This is a genomic window from Methanobacterium formicicum (genome assembly GCF_029848115.1).
Lineage (GTDB): Archaea > Methanobacteriota > Methanobacteria > Methanobacteriales > Methanobacteriaceae > Methanobacterium > Methanobacterium formicicum.
Map to the genome: position 1 here is coordinate 40,443 of NZ_JARVXG010000047.1, position 14,798 is coordinate 55,240.

13 protein-coding genes are annotated in these 14,798 nt (G+C 41.9%); 9 read left to right on the forward strand and 4 right to left on the reverse strand.

Annotated elements, in window-relative coordinates; translation table 11 throughout:
• Positions 1-215 precede the first annotated feature (215 nt).
• Both QC759_RS05875 and QC759_RS05880 read left to right on the forward strand, forming a co-directional pair.
• Positions 216-2,168, forward strand: coding sequence for a heavy metal translocating P-type ATPase (locus tag QC759_RS05875; protein ID WP_052660005.1), 1,953 nt, complete (start codon positions 216-218; stop codon positions 2,166-2,168).
• A 216-nt stretch (positions 2,169-2,384) separates the two neighbouring features.
• Positions 2,385-2,597, forward strand: a complete 213-nt coding sequence (locus QC759_RS05880) for a DUF2188 domain-containing protein (RefSeq protein ID WP_048073331.1) — start codon at positions 2,385-2,387, stop codon at positions 2,595-2,597.
• A 192-nt stretch (positions 2,598-2,789) separates the two neighbouring features.
• Here the strand turns inward: QC759_RS05880 and QC759_RS05885 are convergent, their stop codons facing one another.
• The 3 genes from QC759_RS05885 to QC759_RS05895 all read right to left on the reverse strand — a co-directional run bounded on the left by QC759_RS05885 (position 2,790) and on the right by QC759_RS05895 (position 5,184).
• Positions 2,790-3,341 (reverse strand): putative ATP-dependent zinc protease, encoded by a 552-nt coding sequence (locus QC759_RS05885; protein WP_052660046.1) that lies wholly within the window; start codon positions 3,339-3,341, stop codon positions 2,790-2,792.
• A gap of 112 nt (positions 3,342-3,453) precedes the next feature.
• Positions 3,454-4,830 (reverse strand): 2,3-diphosphoglycerate synthetase, encoded by a 1,377-nt coding sequence (locus tag QC759_RS05890; protein ID WP_048073332.1) that lies wholly within the window; start codon positions 4,828-4,830, stop codon positions 3,454-3,456.
• Between the two features lie 30 nt (positions 4,831-4,860).
• Entirely contained in the window at positions 4,861-5,184 is a 324-nt protein-coding gene (locus tag QC759_RS05895) for a UPF0058 family protein (protein WP_048073333.1), read from the reverse strand.
• A gap of 255 nt (positions 5,185-5,439) precedes the next feature.
• Between QC759_RS05895 and hisD the strand changes: the two genes are divergently transcribed.
• The 3 genes from hisD to QC759_RS05910 all read left to right on the forward strand — a co-directional run bounded on the left by hisD (position 5,440) and on the right by QC759_RS05910 (position 9,732).
• Positions 5,440-6,723, forward strand: coding sequence for a histidinol dehydrogenase (gene hisD / locus QC759_RS05900; RefSeq protein WP_048073334.1), 1,284 nt, complete (start codon positions 5,440-5,442; stop codon positions 6,721-6,723).
• Between the two features lie 395 nt (positions 6,724-7,118).
• Positions 7,119-8,378 (forward strand): aspartate--tRNA(Asn) ligase, encoded by a 1,260-nt coding sequence (aspS, locus tag QC759_RS05905; RefSeq protein WP_394296499.1) that lies wholly within the window; start codon positions 7,119-7,121, stop codon positions 8,376-8,378.
• A gap of 106 nt (positions 8,379-8,484) precedes the next feature.
• Positions 8,485-9,732: a BaiN/RdsA family NAD(P)/FAD-dependent oxidoreductase gene (locus QC759_RS05910; protein WP_048073336.1), complete on the forward strand. Its 1,248-nt coding sequence runs from the start codon at positions 8,485-8,487 to the stop codon at positions 9,730-9,732.
• A gap of 131 nt (positions 9,733-9,863) precedes the next feature.
• Here the strand turns inward: QC759_RS05910 and QC759_RS05915 are convergent, their stop codons facing one another.
• Positions 9,864-10,478, reverse strand: coding sequence for a hypothetical protein (locus QC759_RS05915; protein ID WP_048073337.1), 615 nt, complete (start codon positions 10,476-10,478; stop codon positions 9,864-9,866).
• 267 nt (positions 10,479-10,745) lie between these two features.
• Here QC759_RS05915 and QC759_RS05920 point away from each other — a divergent pair, with 267 nt between their 5' ends.
• The 4 genes from QC759_RS05920 (at position 10,746) to QC759_RS05935 (ending at position 14,569) form a co-directional block, all read left to right on the forward strand.
• Positions 10,746-11,405 carry a nitrite/sulfite reductase domain-containing protein gene (locus tag QC759_RS05920; protein WP_048073338.1) on the forward strand — a complete coding sequence of 220 codons (660 nt, stop codon included), beginning with the start codon at positions 10,746-10,748 and terminating at the stop codon, positions 11,403-11,405.
• 593 nt (positions 11,406-11,998) lie between these two features.
• Entirely contained in the window at positions 11,999-12,538 is a 540-nt protein-coding gene (locus QC759_RS05925) for an SDR family oxidoreductase (protein WP_048073952.1), read from the forward strand.
• Positions 12,539-12,552: 14 nt separating this feature from the next.
• On the forward strand, positions 12,553-13,350 hold the full coding sequence (locus QC759_RS05930) for a 2-amino-3,7-dideoxy-D-threo-hept-6-ulosonate synthase (RefSeq protein WP_048073339.1): 798 nt from the start codon (positions 12,553-12,555) through the stop codon (positions 13,348-13,350).
• 94 nt (positions 13,351-13,444) lie between these two features.
• Positions 13,445-14,569: a 3-dehydroquinate synthase II gene (locus tag QC759_RS05935; RefSeq protein ID WP_048073340.1), complete on the forward strand. Its 1,125-nt coding sequence runs from the start codon at positions 13,445-13,447 to the stop codon at positions 14,567-14,569.
• Positions 14,570-14,798: the final 229 nt, after the last annotated feature.

The window sequence follows — 14,798 nt, forward strand, 5'->3', positions numbered from 1 at the left end:
ATTATAGTAATACTTTAGCCAGTATACAAACAGGGTTATTCTTTTTGATTGGGAAACATTTCCCTGCAAAAAAGATTCCAAACAGGGAATAATTGACAATTCTCCAGTCAATGATCATTAAACCGCAAATGGAACATTAAATCAAAACACAATGAGTTATTAAAAAAGTTAGTGTTTTCAGGGAATTATTAATAAAATATAAAAAAGGTGCTTTGATGCCAAATATAGATATTAAAAATAATATTAGCTTTAATAAATTTAAAACGGATAGTGAATATCGTTCCATAGTTTTAACAATTATTTCCGCAGTTTTTTTATTAATCAGCTGGTCCGGTATCTTAAAAAATGTAATACCATTTGACGTGGCCCTGGTGAGCGTGGTAATCAGTGGAACTCCCATTCTTTTGGAGGCAGTTAAGGGACTTATCACCTCTTTTGATCTCAAAGCAAATGTACTGGTGAGTATAGCATTGATTGCCTCTCTGTTAATTGGGGAATATTTTGCAGCTGCAGAAATTGCCGTTATCATGACGATTGGTGAGATACTGGAGGACCGAACAGTTCGAAAAGCCCGGGAAAGTGTAAAAAAACTTTTAGAGCTAACACCCCCTATGGCCCGCATTAAGACACCCGACGGAGAGAGGGAAATACCAGTGGAGGATCTGGCCATGGGTGACATTCTTCTGGTAAAACCAGGAGAATCCATCCCAGTTGATGGAATTATTATAAAGGGACATACCTCCATTGACCAGTCCATACTGACTGGGGAATCCATGCCGGTTGATAAAAAAATAGGGGATGAAGTATTTATAGGCACTCTGAATCAGTTGGGCGTCATTGAAGTAGAGGCTACTAAAGTGGGGGAAGATACATCCCTGGCCAAACTCATACGCCTGGTACGTGATTCTGAAGATAAAAAAGCACCGGTGGTTAGATTAACTGACCGGGTGGCCACTGTAATTGTCCCCCTGGCAGTTGCCGCCTCCCTGATAACCTACTTCTTAACCCAGGACATCATACGCTTGGTAACTATATTAGTGGTGTTTTGTCCCTGTGCACTGGTACTGGCCACTCCCACGGCAATTATGGCCGGTATTGGTAATGCATCACGTAAGGGAATCCTGATTAAAAGTGGGGAAGCACTGGAAACTGTGGGTAAGGTGGATGTTATTGCCTTCGATAAAACCGGTACCATAACCTACGGTAAACCCGAAGTAGCTGAAGTTATGTCATTAAGTGATGAGTACACTCCTGAAGAGATTTTGAGTATATCTGCAATGGCAGAAAAATTCTCAGAACATCCCATTGGTCAAGCTGTACTCCATAAAGCAGAAAATGAATTATTATCAGTAGATGACCCTCAAAAGTTCAGGGTAGAACTAGGCCAGGGTGTCGAGGCCGATATAGATAATCAGCAGGTTCTGGTTGGAAATAGAAAACTCATGGATAACAACCTAGTCCTTATAACTCCGGAAATGATTGATATAATGAAATTTCAGGAAAATAGGGGTAAAACTGTTCTGCTGGTGGCCATTGAACAATCAATAATTGGAATTATAACTGTAGCAGATAGGATCAAAGGAGAGTCCAGAGAAATAGTAGAGGAACTTAAAGAAATAGGTATTAAGGAGGTTTTCCTGTTAACCGGTGATAACCAGGTTACGGCATCATCTATAGCACGGGATATCGGAGTAGATAGGGTCTATTCCCAGCAACTTCCCGAGGATAAGGTCCGGGTAATTGAAGAACAGCTACAGCAAAACCGGAAGGTGGGTATGATTGGTGATGGGATCAACGATGCTCCGGCCCTGGCCCGGTCCAATGTGGGTGTGGCCATGGGTGCCCTGGGCTCTGATGTGGCTATTGAAACCGCCGATGTAGCCTTGATGTCCGATGATATAAGTAAAATACCAGAACTCATCCATCTCTCCCGTAAAGTCCGGGGCACCATTAACGTGAACATAGTGGTACCCATCCTCATCAATTTCACGGCCATTGTCCTGGCTGCCTTTGGTATCATTGGCCCGGTGGCTGGTGCTCTGATTCACAACCTGGGATCGGTTCTGGTGGTGGGTAATTCTTCCCGGCTCATCAATTATCGCCGCAATAAAACTTCTAAAAAATCAAAAATTATCGTTAAAAATGCGGAATCTGTATCCCCGCCTTGATTTTAGGCATTTTTTAATTATTTTTCCTTTTTTTTATCTTCCTAAAAATTAAATCCTATTGAAAAAACATTAAAACTATGTGAAAATTAAGTCAGTGTATTTTTAGCTTAAAATAATTGATTTAAGTTGTTATAATTTTAAGATAGGTATTTAAAGATTATAATACATATCTAAGGCCGAGTAAGATTAATTATCCATAATCAAAGAGGTGAAAAGATGGCTGCTAATCTCCATGTGATGACTGGTAGAAAGGGGGGTTGGGATGTTAAAAGGGATGGTGCGGTGAAGGCATCAGGACATTTTGACACCAAGGAAGAAGCAATTGAATTCGCCGAGGAAGAAGGTAAACGATACAATGTGGAAGTTTTCATCCACAGTGAAAATGGTAAAATAGAAAAAAGGGAAAGCTTTGGTAAGAACCTCTATTAAGATAGATCTACTGGCTAACCAATTTTTTTTTTATTTTCCTTAATACCCTATTTTTTTAAATTAAGAATTTTCACTTATCTAGCATCACTAATCCCTGTCTAGCATTCACTTAATTTACTATTTATCCTCCTAATCACAATAGCTAAAAAAAAGTAGCTAAAAAAAAGTATCCCTAAATTTTAACCATAATGTTCAACCCTGCACTCGATACTTAAATTCCCATATGAATTTCCCGGTGTGCTCACCACCAGCCAGGTGTTCCATCTCGTGGGAGACACCGTAGGCCGCAGATCCTTCAAAGGTCAGGGGCCCCTTGATTCTTTCTAGATGTATTTCCATGGCTGCCGGGTTGAGTCCCGCCAGTATGATATCTTCAGCATCCAGTTGAACCCGGAAAGGCCTTTCTACCAGTTCACGTTCATTTTTAGTACCGCATTTCTCCAGGCGCAACACTTTACCTTCCGTGGAGATTAAAATTGGATTTACAAATAGGGTTACCCGTTCCAGAGTATAACCTTCCTCTTCGACCTCGTTGTAACGGGTTATTTTCTCTTTCACCGCCATGGCTTCCAGTTCACTGGTTTTAAAGCTCCAGTCTCCACCAAATTTAAGGGAAAATAATACAGGTATGAAGGCATCTGGTTTGATCTGGAGGTCCTTTATGGCTTTGTTCTCCGCGAAGTTGAAAGAAAGCTGTTTTTTGAGTTTATCATAATCCAACTGAGTATAATCTGTAGATTCCACCTGATCACCCACCGGGTCTTAGGATTCCATATTTTTAAAAATATCTCTAAAAAAAGGCTAAATAAAATGAAAATAAAACAGGAAAAAATCATTCCTGCCTTCAAGAATGCTTTTATTTATTACTGTGGTCAGCTATGGCTTGGTCCACAACTTCCAGGATGGCTGGATCCAGGTTATCTTCTTCCCTGATTACCAGTGGTATGTTGTCACAGTACACCACTTCCAGACCGGCCTGGAGTGCATCCTTGGTGGCCACGTCTACTGCCGCGGCCTTCAACTCGGTTAACATGACATCAACCTGGTCAATGTATTTTTCAATGTCCTTCTGGAGTAATGGCCGATTGGACAGGTAGGGTGTGGTTCCCACTACTGTGCAGCCATGTTCTTCTTCCAGGTGTTTTATAAGAACCTCTTTAACTGAATCAGGAGCGGTGGTAGCAAATAAGACACGTTTACCCTCCACTGATTCCAGGGGTTTGGGCCTGAACACCGTGGGTATAACCGTGGCTTGGGGATTGATTCCCTCTATAAATTTCTGGATACGTTCCACCTTCCCGGGACTGGCCATTGGCTCTTCACACATGGTTACAACCACCAGATCTGCCAGTTTAATACGGTAGGGGCCGAAGAATCTCTCAATGTTGATTATGGGCTGGTTAGCACCTACCAGTACAATGTGCCGGTCAGTTTTAATGGGTGGTATGGCTGCTCCACTTCCCTCCATTATCACAAATTCAGAATCAACTTCGTTGGCCATCTGGGCGCCCTGTTTCATGTTGGTGATGAACACCTGCCCCACCATTCCTCCACCGCAACGGCGGCATCCAATGGTGAGTATTCGGCTCATCAGGGCATCTTCCCAGTGGTCACTGGCAGCGTGGATTCCCTTATCAGATTGTTCCATGAGGTACTGGGGTGTGATTTCGATCTCATCTCCCCGGACGATCTCCGGTTCCTCCGGACCTCCACGGCCCATGGCCACCACACAGGGGTTGTATTTTTCCCTGTGGATTAAACGGGCAGCGTAGGCTGACACTGCGGTTTTACCGATTCGTTTACCAGTTCCCAGAATTTTAAGGGATGGTTTGGTGAGGACTTCATATTCATCCAGGGGTTGGAATGAAAAATCAGGCCCCTCGTAGAGTATTCCCTGCTCCAGGACCATAGAAGCTATCTTGAAACGTTTAGAATAATCAACCACCGGTTCGTCAGAAAGATCCATAACCACATCGGCATGGTGTTCAACGGCTACTTCAACAATAAGATCATAGGGAATTTTATGATGATCAGGACCAAAATAAACTTTAACTCCCAGTTTCTTACCAATGGATTCTGGTGTGGCATCTCTAAGTTTTTCTGTGCCTCCAATGAATACCGCGGCAACCACTTCGATGTGTTCAATGTTATCAAGAGTATTTAATGCGGATTTAGTAACCGGAAGATAGTGTTCACCATCAATCAAGCATACCATCTTTAATAAGGTACTCATTTCAATATCACCAGCCAGGGGTGTTTTAATTTACATTTCAATTTTTTGTATGGCTAAGGCATCATCATTCTGGAATCGTATGAGTTCTTTTCGCGACCGTTTTACTAATTCTGAGAGTCCATTGGAAATGTTAGAAGAAGTTCCTCCGTTGTTGGCAGCAATGATCTCAGAAATAGAATTTGATAATACAAAAATAGCATATTTATGTTCGGCTTTGGTGCGGTGTATGTGATGTGGGCTGATGTTAAGGCATAAGTACTCCTTACATTCATCCTTCACCTCATACTCATGGTCCAGATGCTTTAAAACGTATACCAAAAATTGGTGTAACTGTATAAGCTCATCTTTGTACATATCTACCAGACACCTACAATTAAGTAATTTAAATTCGATCAACAGGCATATATAAATTTGCCCCCAAAGCTATACCCAGAAAAAACCATAAGCATAAGGTATAAAGTATGAAAGTGCTGGGCACAGTGGGTAAAATAATGTTTACCCATGGTTACAAATAAAGGTTTGGACTGATCCATAATACAATAACAATAATCCACAACAACCTGTTTAAAAACTTGATCTTGGTTAATAAAATTGATGCTTGGTTAAAAAATGAAAATTATAAAAATAGATGACGGAACTATGGAAAAATTCTTACAGAGATCACAGTTAGACTCCAGTTCTATTGTCAACATTGTAGAAGGCATTGTGAGCAATGTTAGGGATAATGGAGACAAGGCACTCCACCACTACACTGAAAAATTTGATAAAGTTGACCTTAAGGATTTTCTCATTGAAGAAGAGGATTTAAAGGGGAGTATCCAGAAAATTAACTCCCAGCTTATGGTTAGTCTTGAAAAGGCGGCATCCAACATTGAAAAATTTCACCAGTCCCAGTTACCACAGGAATGGTCACTGGAAGTGGATGAGGGCATAACTGCCGGTCAGATCGTCCGTCCACTGGAAAGGGTGGGTTGTTACATACCGGGCGGAAGGGCAATCTATCCGTCAAGTATTCTAATGACGGTTATCCCGGCAAAGGTTGCAGGGGTGGAGGAAATTATATGTTGCACCCCTCCTGGTCCCGATGGAACAGTGCAGGACATGGTTCTGGCGGCAGCCTACCTGGCTGGTGCCGACAAGGTATACCGGGCGGGTGGGGCACAGGCTATTGCAGCCATGGCCTACGGAACTGAAACCATTCCTGCAGTGAATAAAATTGTGGGACCCGGTAACATCTTTGTAACTGCGGCCAAAAAAATGGTATACGGACAGGTAGATATTGATTTTCCTGCCGGACCATCAGAAGTCCTCATAATAGCCGATGAAACTGGTAATCCTGAGTACATTGCACTGGACCTCCTGGCCCAGGCAGAACACGACCCCCAGGCGGCCTCAGTACTGGTGACCACATCCATGGCGCTGGCCACTGCCGTGAAGGACCAGGTAGAGGAAGAGTTGCCCCGTATGAAAAGGGAAGAGATCATCACTGAATCACTGCAAAAAAACGGTAAAATCATTGTGGTCAATACAATGGATGATGCCATCCGGTTTTCCAATGAATACGCACCGGAACACCTGATAATAGCAACCCGCAAACCAGAAGAAGTGGTTAAAGATATTAAAAATGCGGGGAGCATATTCCTGGGAAATTTAACCCCGGTAGCTGCCGGCGATTATGGTTCGGGCACCAACCACGTCCTGCCCACATCATTCTGCGCCCGGATGTACTCTGGCCTTTCCACGGAATCCTTCCTGAAGAAGCCAACTGTCCAGAGGTTATCTGAAGAAGGTTTAAAAAGCCTTAAAGATGTGGTTATCCCCCTGGCAGAATACGAAGGCCTTTATGCACACGCTGAATCATTTAAAAAGCGTCTGGATGGAATAAAAAAATAAGTTGATACTACTATAATGAAAGTGACAGGTGCACCTAAACAAAAGGTACACCCTAAACTAATATATTATATAACATGCCAGTGATTAGTTTAATAGAAATAAGTATATTCTACCTGGAACACTAAAGGTATAATTGAATAATAATTAATCAAATAGGAATTGAATTAAAAAATCATCATTTTTATCAGTGCTGAATTTCTTATCACCCCTTTAAAAAATTCAACTGGTATTAATGCAATTTTTGAATCTAAAATTTGAATTTAAGCTTAAAAAGCTATTTTAGATGTTCACACACCAATTTGTATCCCTATTACATTAAATTGAGGTGAATTAAATTGACAGATTCATTAGGAGACTGGAAAAGAACACATTACTCACAGGAACTTGACGAAGATATGGACGGCGAAACAGTGACTCTCATGGGCTGGGTTCATGAGATCCGTGACCTGGGCGGTATTATCTTCGTACTTTTACGGGACCGGAATGGTATAACCCAGATAACTGCTCCCAGCAAAAAGATCACCCCCGAACTAATGGAAGAAATAAGAAAATTCAAAAAAGAGTCAGTTATCGCGGTTAAAGGAACCATTCAAGGATCACCTAAAGCACCAGGTGGTGTGGAAGTCATACCAGAAGAAGTTAAGGTACTGAATGAATCCAAACAGCCATTACCACTGGACCCCACTGAAAAGGTGCGGGCTGAAATTGACACCCGGCTGGATTCCCGTTACCTTGATCTGAGAAAACACAGCATCAGTGCCATATTCAAAATAAAAAGCACAATGCTGCACTCAGTCCGTATTTTCCTGGAAGAAAAGGGTTTCATGGAAGTCAACACCCCCAAACTGGTGGGATCCGCCACAGAAGGTGGAACCGAACTCTTCCCCATAACCTACTTTGAAAGGGAAGCCTTCCTGGGTCAAAGCCCCCAACTCTACAAACAGATGATGATGGCCACTGGACTGGATAAGGTCTTTGAAATTGCCCCTATCTTCCGGGCCGAAGAACACGATACCCTGAGACACCTCAACGAGGTAATATCCATTGATGCAGAGCTGGCCTTTGCTGACCAGGAAGAAGCCATGGAACTCCTGGAGAAACTGGTGCACCATGCCATTAAAGAAGTGAAGGAAAACTGCCAGGCCGAACTGGAAGATCTGGGAGTGGAACTGGAAGTACCCGAACTACCCTTCCCCCGTCTGGAATACGATGAAGTAATCGACATAGTTAATTCCAAGGGTGTGCAACTTCAGCATGGCGAAGACCTCTCCAGGGCAGCTGAAAAAGCATTAGGCGAAGTTATGGATGGCTATTACTTCATAACCAACTGGCCCAGTGAAATCAAACCATTCTATGTCCAGCCCCATGAAGATGAACCGGAAAAAAGCTATGCTTTTGACCTGATGTACCGGGATCTGGAAATATCCTCTGGGGCAACCAGGGTACACCAGCACGATCTCCTGGTGAAACAGATAAAGAGTAAAGGACTGAACCCTGACTCTTTCCAGCGCTATCTAGCAGCATTCGAGTACGGAATGCCACCACACGCTGGTTGGGGATTGGGAGCAGAAAGGTTCACCATGTGTATCACCGGAATGAAAAACATCCGGGAAACCGTGCTCTTCCCCAGGGACAGGAGAAGGTTGACTCCTTAAGTCAACCTTTTTAATAAAAAAAGTTTGAACCTTCCCCATTCTTTTTATGGTATTAATTACTCCTTTTCTATTCTTAAATCTAAATAATTACTCAAGGAAATGTAAAATGAAAATATACGACATAGCTGTAGTGGGAGCCGGACCTGCCGGTTGCATGGCCGCCATCCAGGGGGCAAAACAGGGAAAAAATGTGATATTGCTGGAGAGAAATGATAAAATCGGCCGTAAACTACTTCTAACCGGCAACGGCAGATGCAATCTTACCAATACTTCCAGTTTGAAAGTTTTCCTTGAAAAGTTTGGCAGAAGAGGTTCATTCTATCGTGATGCCTTCAGCACATTTTCCAACCAGGACCTGATGGAGTTTTTTAAAGAAAATGACCTTAAAATGAAGGTAGAAGAGGAGGGACGTGTATTCCCCATCACTGAAAAGGCAGAATCTGTGGTTGAAGTTTTGATAAAGGTTTTGAATAAATATGGGGTAAAAATTGTTTGTAATTACCGTTTAAATCATTTAAATAAAAGTTCAAAGATTTTCAAACTATCTTCAAAGGAAAAGGAGTTAATCACCGCCCGTAAAGTTATCATTGCCACGGGAGGAGTTACCTATGGCTTCACCGGCTCAACCGGGGATGGTTTAAATATGGCAGAATTATTGGGCCATAATATTACCGAACTAAAACCAGGGGGTGTTCCCCTGAGGGTGCGGGAAAAATGGATTCATAAGTTAAAGGGAGTTACCCTGATGGATGTGGGCCTCACAATAGCGTACGGGGGTAAAAAAATAACTTTGCCCCGGGGAAACCTTCTTTTAACCCACTTTGGTGTTTCAGGACCAGTAATTCTGGATATGAGTCATGATATTATAAATCTTTGGGATGAACACGGGGATTTAAAGCTCTACATTGACTTTAAACCAGAAGAACAAAGAGAATCCCTGGAAGGGGAGCTCATTAGAGACTTCCAGAATAACAGTAAAAAGATTTTAAAGAACTACTTAAAAAAACATCTCCCCAACCGTACCATTGAACCTATATTAAATACCATATCACTTGATCCCCAGAAACAGTTGAATCAGGTCAACAAAAAGGAGAGGTTGAAGTTGCAGGAGGCATTGAAAGCCCTTCCTTTGACTGTAACTGGTCACCTCCCCCTGGATAAGGCTATGGTAACCTGCGGGGGAGTCAGCAAAAAGGAAATTGACCCGAAAACTATGGAATCCAATCTGGTTAGTGGATTATATTTTGCCGGGGAGATAATATCTGGTTGTGGTGGTAGGGGTGGGTATAATTTGCAGCAGGCCTTTTCTACCGGTTATGTTGCAGGGTGCAGTGCGGCATCCTCAGAGAATTAAAAATGAACCAGGAAATATATTTGGTTTATGAAGCAACAGTTAATTTAAAATTTGTAATGAAAATTAGAGATATATCAATATAACAGAACTATTTAGAATCCTGTTAAATTGATTAAAAAAGAATATTTAGCCTATTTTTTAGAGTTCATGTTTTTAATGTACTCTTCCAGTGGCCGGGTAGCGAAGTAGAGCACGATAACCACGGCAATTAGCCAGGTGAAGTTGGTTACAATGGTCTGTGCCCCGGGAAAACCCACCACCCCCATGGTTAATAGGGGAACAAATGCCAGGTACACAGTTATGAGAGATACAGTAATGGCTTTCCTGATTTCTCCGGTGTTAAAGGGTGATGTTCCCGACATGTAATTTACAATGAGCATCATACCCAGAAAGGTGACCAGGCCCAGGGATACGAATATCCATTGCAGTGGTATGGACAGCAGGATGATTATGGCTGGTATTAACACCAGATCCAGAAATCCCAGAATACCAACCATTTTCAGGGCATTCTTCCAGCTTTTTTCATTGGAATGTCTGACCTTACGCAGTAAATTGTCCCGCTCTTTAATGGCTTTTATCCGCTCTTTATCCATCCATTCAATCTTAATTTCAAGTTCATCATTGATGGATTTCAATTTTTCATTTTTCAGGAGATTTAAATCGTTGATCTCTTTTTCCAGATCAATACGCTGTTGATTTAATTCATCAACACTTTTTTCCAATTCATTTCCCTCATCCTCTGCCATGTCAAATCCCCACCAAAGAAATTGGCTTTAGGTGCATTAGACCTAATTCAATCTATGGATATTATGGTAAAAGGCCTATATTAATTTTTAGATGAGAATTAACAAAAACTGATGATTTCATTTGATTATCCACCACAACCATATAATTATTACTTTTTTGGACATTGATGGTATTAGATTGTAGTCTACTAATATAAATTGCACTTAATTACGATTTTATTAGTCATTGATTACATAGAATGAATGCATAGAATGGAAGGTGTAAATATGTCAGAAAATATTCCAGAAAAAGGAGCAGTTATCCAGAAAGACCTGGAAACCTATGCTATAATTCCCTATATTCCCGGTGGTCTGGTGGACCCTGATACATTAATTAAAATAGCAAACACTGCCCAGAAATACCATGCAAAAACTCTTAAAGTAACTTCTAACCAGAGTATTGCCATCATTGGAATTAAATACGATGATATTGACCGGATCTGGGAAGATCTGGACATGAAACCCGGGGGGTTCATTGGGAAAAAAGTTAGAACCGCTAAAATTTGCCCCGGAACCACCTACTGCAAACGAGCTCAACAGGATTCCATCAGCCTGGGACTTAAAATCGATGAAAGGTTCCAGGGAATAGAACTACCCAACAAACTTAAGATCGGAGTATCGGGGTGTCCAAATTCCTGTTCAGAGTCTGGAGTGAAAGATATTGGACTCATTGGCTTCAGAAAGGGGTGGAGAATTTTGGTAGGTGGAACCAGTGGAATAAAACCAATGATCGGCCAAACTTTAGCCCAAGATCTGCAAGATGATGAAGTCCTTGAACTGATTGGTAAAATAATCGAATATTACCAGGAAAACGGGGATAAAAAACGTTTAGGTAGATTTATTGAGAGGATAGGCTTTGAAAGATTTAAAAATGCGGTTCTCCACTAATAAATATCAGAATTGGGATTTAAATCCTTAAAACCATTGGATTTAATCCTTAAAAATCCACAATTATTGGGACAATATCTCCCATTCTTTTTATATCTGGCCTGCATTTTTTAATGATTTGTTCTGTAATCGCAGGTCTAATAAGGAATCTGATAGGAATCAGGAAAAATAAAATTAGTAAAGAAAAGCCCGGGTTAATGATACTTCTTGGTAGTTTTTAAAATACTCCTGACAGATTTTGGACGATATTTACGCACATTACGAACGTAATGGTCCTTATTCTCAGCATTTTTATTATCTGAAGTCATAACAATCCCCCCCTGTAGGTTATTATGTTATCTTTGGTTATTATATTTTTTTAAAAGGATAAAAAAATTCAAAAAGATAAAAAAAGTTCTCAGTTTTAATAAATTAAACCTTTTGCCACTTGAATAAAAGAATAATCGCAATGCTTCACCAACTTCCCTTAAGCTCCGGATTTCTACTGCTTCTTGTCCGGTGAACTTTTGCCATCTATTCCCAATTACCGTACATTAAAAAGGAATGAGATCACACAATTTATATATTTAATAACGTATCCTGGATTCAATACCATGATCAACATTGTATACGATATCAAAGTTTACAGACAGACCCTGAAAGACATTATCAAAGAAGATGATGTGGTGGTTGAGCTGGGCTGTCATGTGGGTAATTCCACCCGTATCATATCCCAGCTAGCGTCCCACGGGAAGATAATAGCACTGGACAAGGGCACTGAATCTAGAGAGAAGCTGGATGAACTGAAAAAGGAAGTTAAAACTCCCATTGAATTTATAAATGCAGATGTGCGCCTACACGAAACCCTGGAAGAAGTGACCCAAAAGGTGGATGAGTGGGGTGGTTGTGATGTTCTCTCGGTGGATCTGGGTGGAGGTTACCATCCCGACACCACCTTCAAAGTTTTCTACATTTGGTCATCAACTTTAAAACCTCGTGATACAATAATAAGAAATAGAGGTCTTTTAGACTTTATTCACTCATCATCCGGCACTGAGATCATCAGGTCAGAAAATGGGTGGCTGGAGTCCTGTGGAGATGATGGCATCCCACCGCGTTTAAAAGAACTAAAACTCTGGTCTCCTAAACTATAAGAAGGAGGGTATTTATGATAGGAAAGAAAATCAGGATTGAAAGGATAATCAACCGGAAAACCGGGAGATGTGTTATCGTGCCCATGGATCACGGTGTTTCCATCGGACCTGTGGAAGGAATAATAAAAATGGCAGAGACCATAGATGAAGTGGCCAGCGGCGGTGCCAACGCTGTAATAATGCATAAGGGAATGGTCGGCACAGGACACCGAGGTTATGGACGGGATATTGGACTGATTATCCATTTATCCGCCAGTACTGCCCTGGGACCAGACCCGGATCATAAAGTACTGGTGACCAGTGTGGAAAAAGCCATCCAGTTGGGAGCAGACGCAGTATCGGTACATGTAAACGTGGGATCGGAGATGGAACCCGAGATGTTAATGCACCTGGGAAGCATCTCCGAGATCTGTGATGACTGGGGAATGCCCCTCATTGCCATGATGTACCCTCGAGGCAAGAAAATTGACAATGAACACGATGCCGAAGTGGTTAAGCTGGCAGCCCGTGCCGGTGCCGAGCTGGGAGCCGATATCATTAAAACCAATTACACCGGAGACCCGGACACATTCAAAGAAGTTATCGACGGTTGTCCCGTCCCCCTGGTCATTGCCGGAGGACCCCGAGTGGAAACTGACCGTGAACTTCTGGAAATGGTTAAAAACTCGGTGGACATGGGTGGAGCCGGTGTGGCTATAGGTAGAAACGTTTTCCAGGCCAGATCTCCCCAGAAAACAACACGGGCCATTGCGGAAATAGTGCACAACAACCTGGAAGTGGACGAAGCCCTTAAAATCTTAAATGGTAAATAAATACCCATTTTTTAATCCCCAATAAAATAAACCCCCCAAAAATACGATCATTTGTAGATAAAAATATCTATAAATGTTTTAGAAGGTTATAACTATGAAATTTGCATGGATAATGGCTGAAGGTAATGTATGGGACAAGAAAAAGCAATTCATTACCACTGCACTGGAATCTGGGATGGATCACGTTGTTGACTTCAGCGATGCGGACAATATCCGCAGACTGGGTAATGTAAAACTCATTTCGGATATTGATGGCTCCGATGTGATGCTGGTGGGCCGTAACAGTGAAGGTGATGGCACTCTCATCATACCCGATGATCTTTCAGAATCCAAGGATCTGGCTGCAGTTAAAAGGTTAAAGAGAATGGACAAGAAAGTGGCAGCCTATGTGGAAATTCTCACCAAAAAACATCAGGAACTGGCTGCTCTCCTTGGAAAGGAAGCAGATTACTTAATACTCATGGGACGGGACTGGAAGGTCATTCCCCTGGAAAACCTCATTGCGGGATTGCAGGATGAAGATGTGAAGATCATTGCCGCCGTAGCTGACTATGATGAGGCTAAAGTGGCCCTGGAAACAATGGAACACGGAACTGATGGTATTCTACTCTGCCCCCATGAAATTAGCCATATTAAAAAGGTTTCGGAGTTAATAGACAAGATAAAAAGTGAAAGTTACCAGTTGAAACCAGCCACCGTAACCAAGGTGGAACCAGTGGGTATTGGAGACCGGGTGTGTGTGGACACCTGTTCCATGATGCAGCTGGGTGAGGGTATGCTGGTGGGATCGTACTCCCAGGGACTGTTCCTGGTGCACAGTGAGTCCATGGAAAGTGAATATGTGGCTTCACGACCCTTCCGGGTTAACGCCGGACCAGTGCACGCCTACGTCATGACCCCCGGAAACAAGACCAAATACCTCTCGGAACTGGAAACCGGGGATGAAGTTCTAACTGTGGACCAGGAAGGCAACAGTAAAGTGGCCATTGTAGGCCGGGTCAAAATTGAAAAACGTCCCCTGATGCTGGTGGAAGCTGAATCTGATGGAGTTATTCTCCGAACTCTGCTCCAAAACGCAGAAACCATCCGTCTGGTCGCTGAGGATGGTACACCCCTCTCTGTAGCCGAGCTCAAGGTAGGGGACAAGGTCATGATCTATCTGGATCCCAAAGCCCGACACTTCGGAATGGCCATTGAAGAAACCATTATCGAAAAATAGTTACAAAAAACTGGTTAAAAGACAAATACATCTTTTAATCTTTATCTTTTATTTTAATCTCTATTTTTTCCATATAAAGTTGGACTGCATTTTTAACTGCTTTTTTGATATTTTTTAAGTCCTATTTCTCTATAATCTAAAATCTCAAACATAAAAATTTAAATAATACTTTTTGACCATTATACCATAAATAAATCCATAGTTGAGGGGGCAGAACTATTAATAAAAA

Excerpts from the sequence above, each read along its gene's own strand:
- QC759_RS05875 (WP_052660005.1), top strand. The coding sequence starts at position 216 with ATGCCAAATATAGATATTAAAAATAATATTAGCTTTAATAAATTTAAA.
- QC759_RS05880 (WP_048073331.1), top strand. The coding sequence starts at position 2,385 with ATGGCTGCTAATCTCCATGTGATGACTGGTAGAAAGGGGGGTTGGGAT.
- QC759_RS05890 (WP_048073332.1), bottom strand. The coding sequence starts at position 4,830 with ATGAGTACCTTATTAAAGATGGTATGCTTGATTGATGGTGAACACTAT.
- QC759_RS05895 (WP_048073333.1), bottom strand. The coding sequence starts at position 5,184 with ATGTACAAAGATGAGCTTATACAGTTACACCAATTTTTGGTATACGTT.
- hisD (WP_048073334.1), top strand. The coding sequence starts at position 5,440 with ATGAAAATTATAAAAATAGATGACGGAACTATGGAAAAATTCTTACAG.
- aspS (WP_394296499.1), top strand. The coding sequence starts at position 7,119 with ATGGACGGCGAAACAGTGACTCTCATGGGCTGGGTTCATGAGATCCGT.
- QC759_RS05910 (WP_048073336.1), top strand. The coding sequence starts at position 8,485 with ATGAAAATATACGACATAGCTGTAGTGGGAGCCGGACCTGCCGGTTGC.
- QC759_RS05915 (WP_048073337.1), bottom strand. The coding sequence starts at position 10,478 with ATGGCAGAGGATGAGGGAAATGAATTGGAAAAAAGTGTTGATGAATTA.
- QC759_RS05920 (WP_048073338.1), top strand. The coding sequence starts at position 10,746 with ATGTCAGAAAATATTCCAGAAAAAGGAGCAGTTATCCAGAAAGACCTG.
- QC759_RS05925 (WP_048073952.1), top strand. The coding sequence starts at position 11,999 with ATGATCAACATTGTATACGATATCAAAGTTTACAGACAGACCCTGAAA.
- QC759_RS05930 (WP_048073339.1), top strand. The coding sequence starts at position 12,553 with ATGATAGGAAAGAAAATCAGGATTGAAAGGATAATCAACCGGAAAACC.
- QC759_RS05935 (WP_048073340.1), top strand. The coding sequence starts at position 13,445 with ATGAAATTTGCATGGATAATGGCTGAAGGTAATGTATGGGACAAGAAA.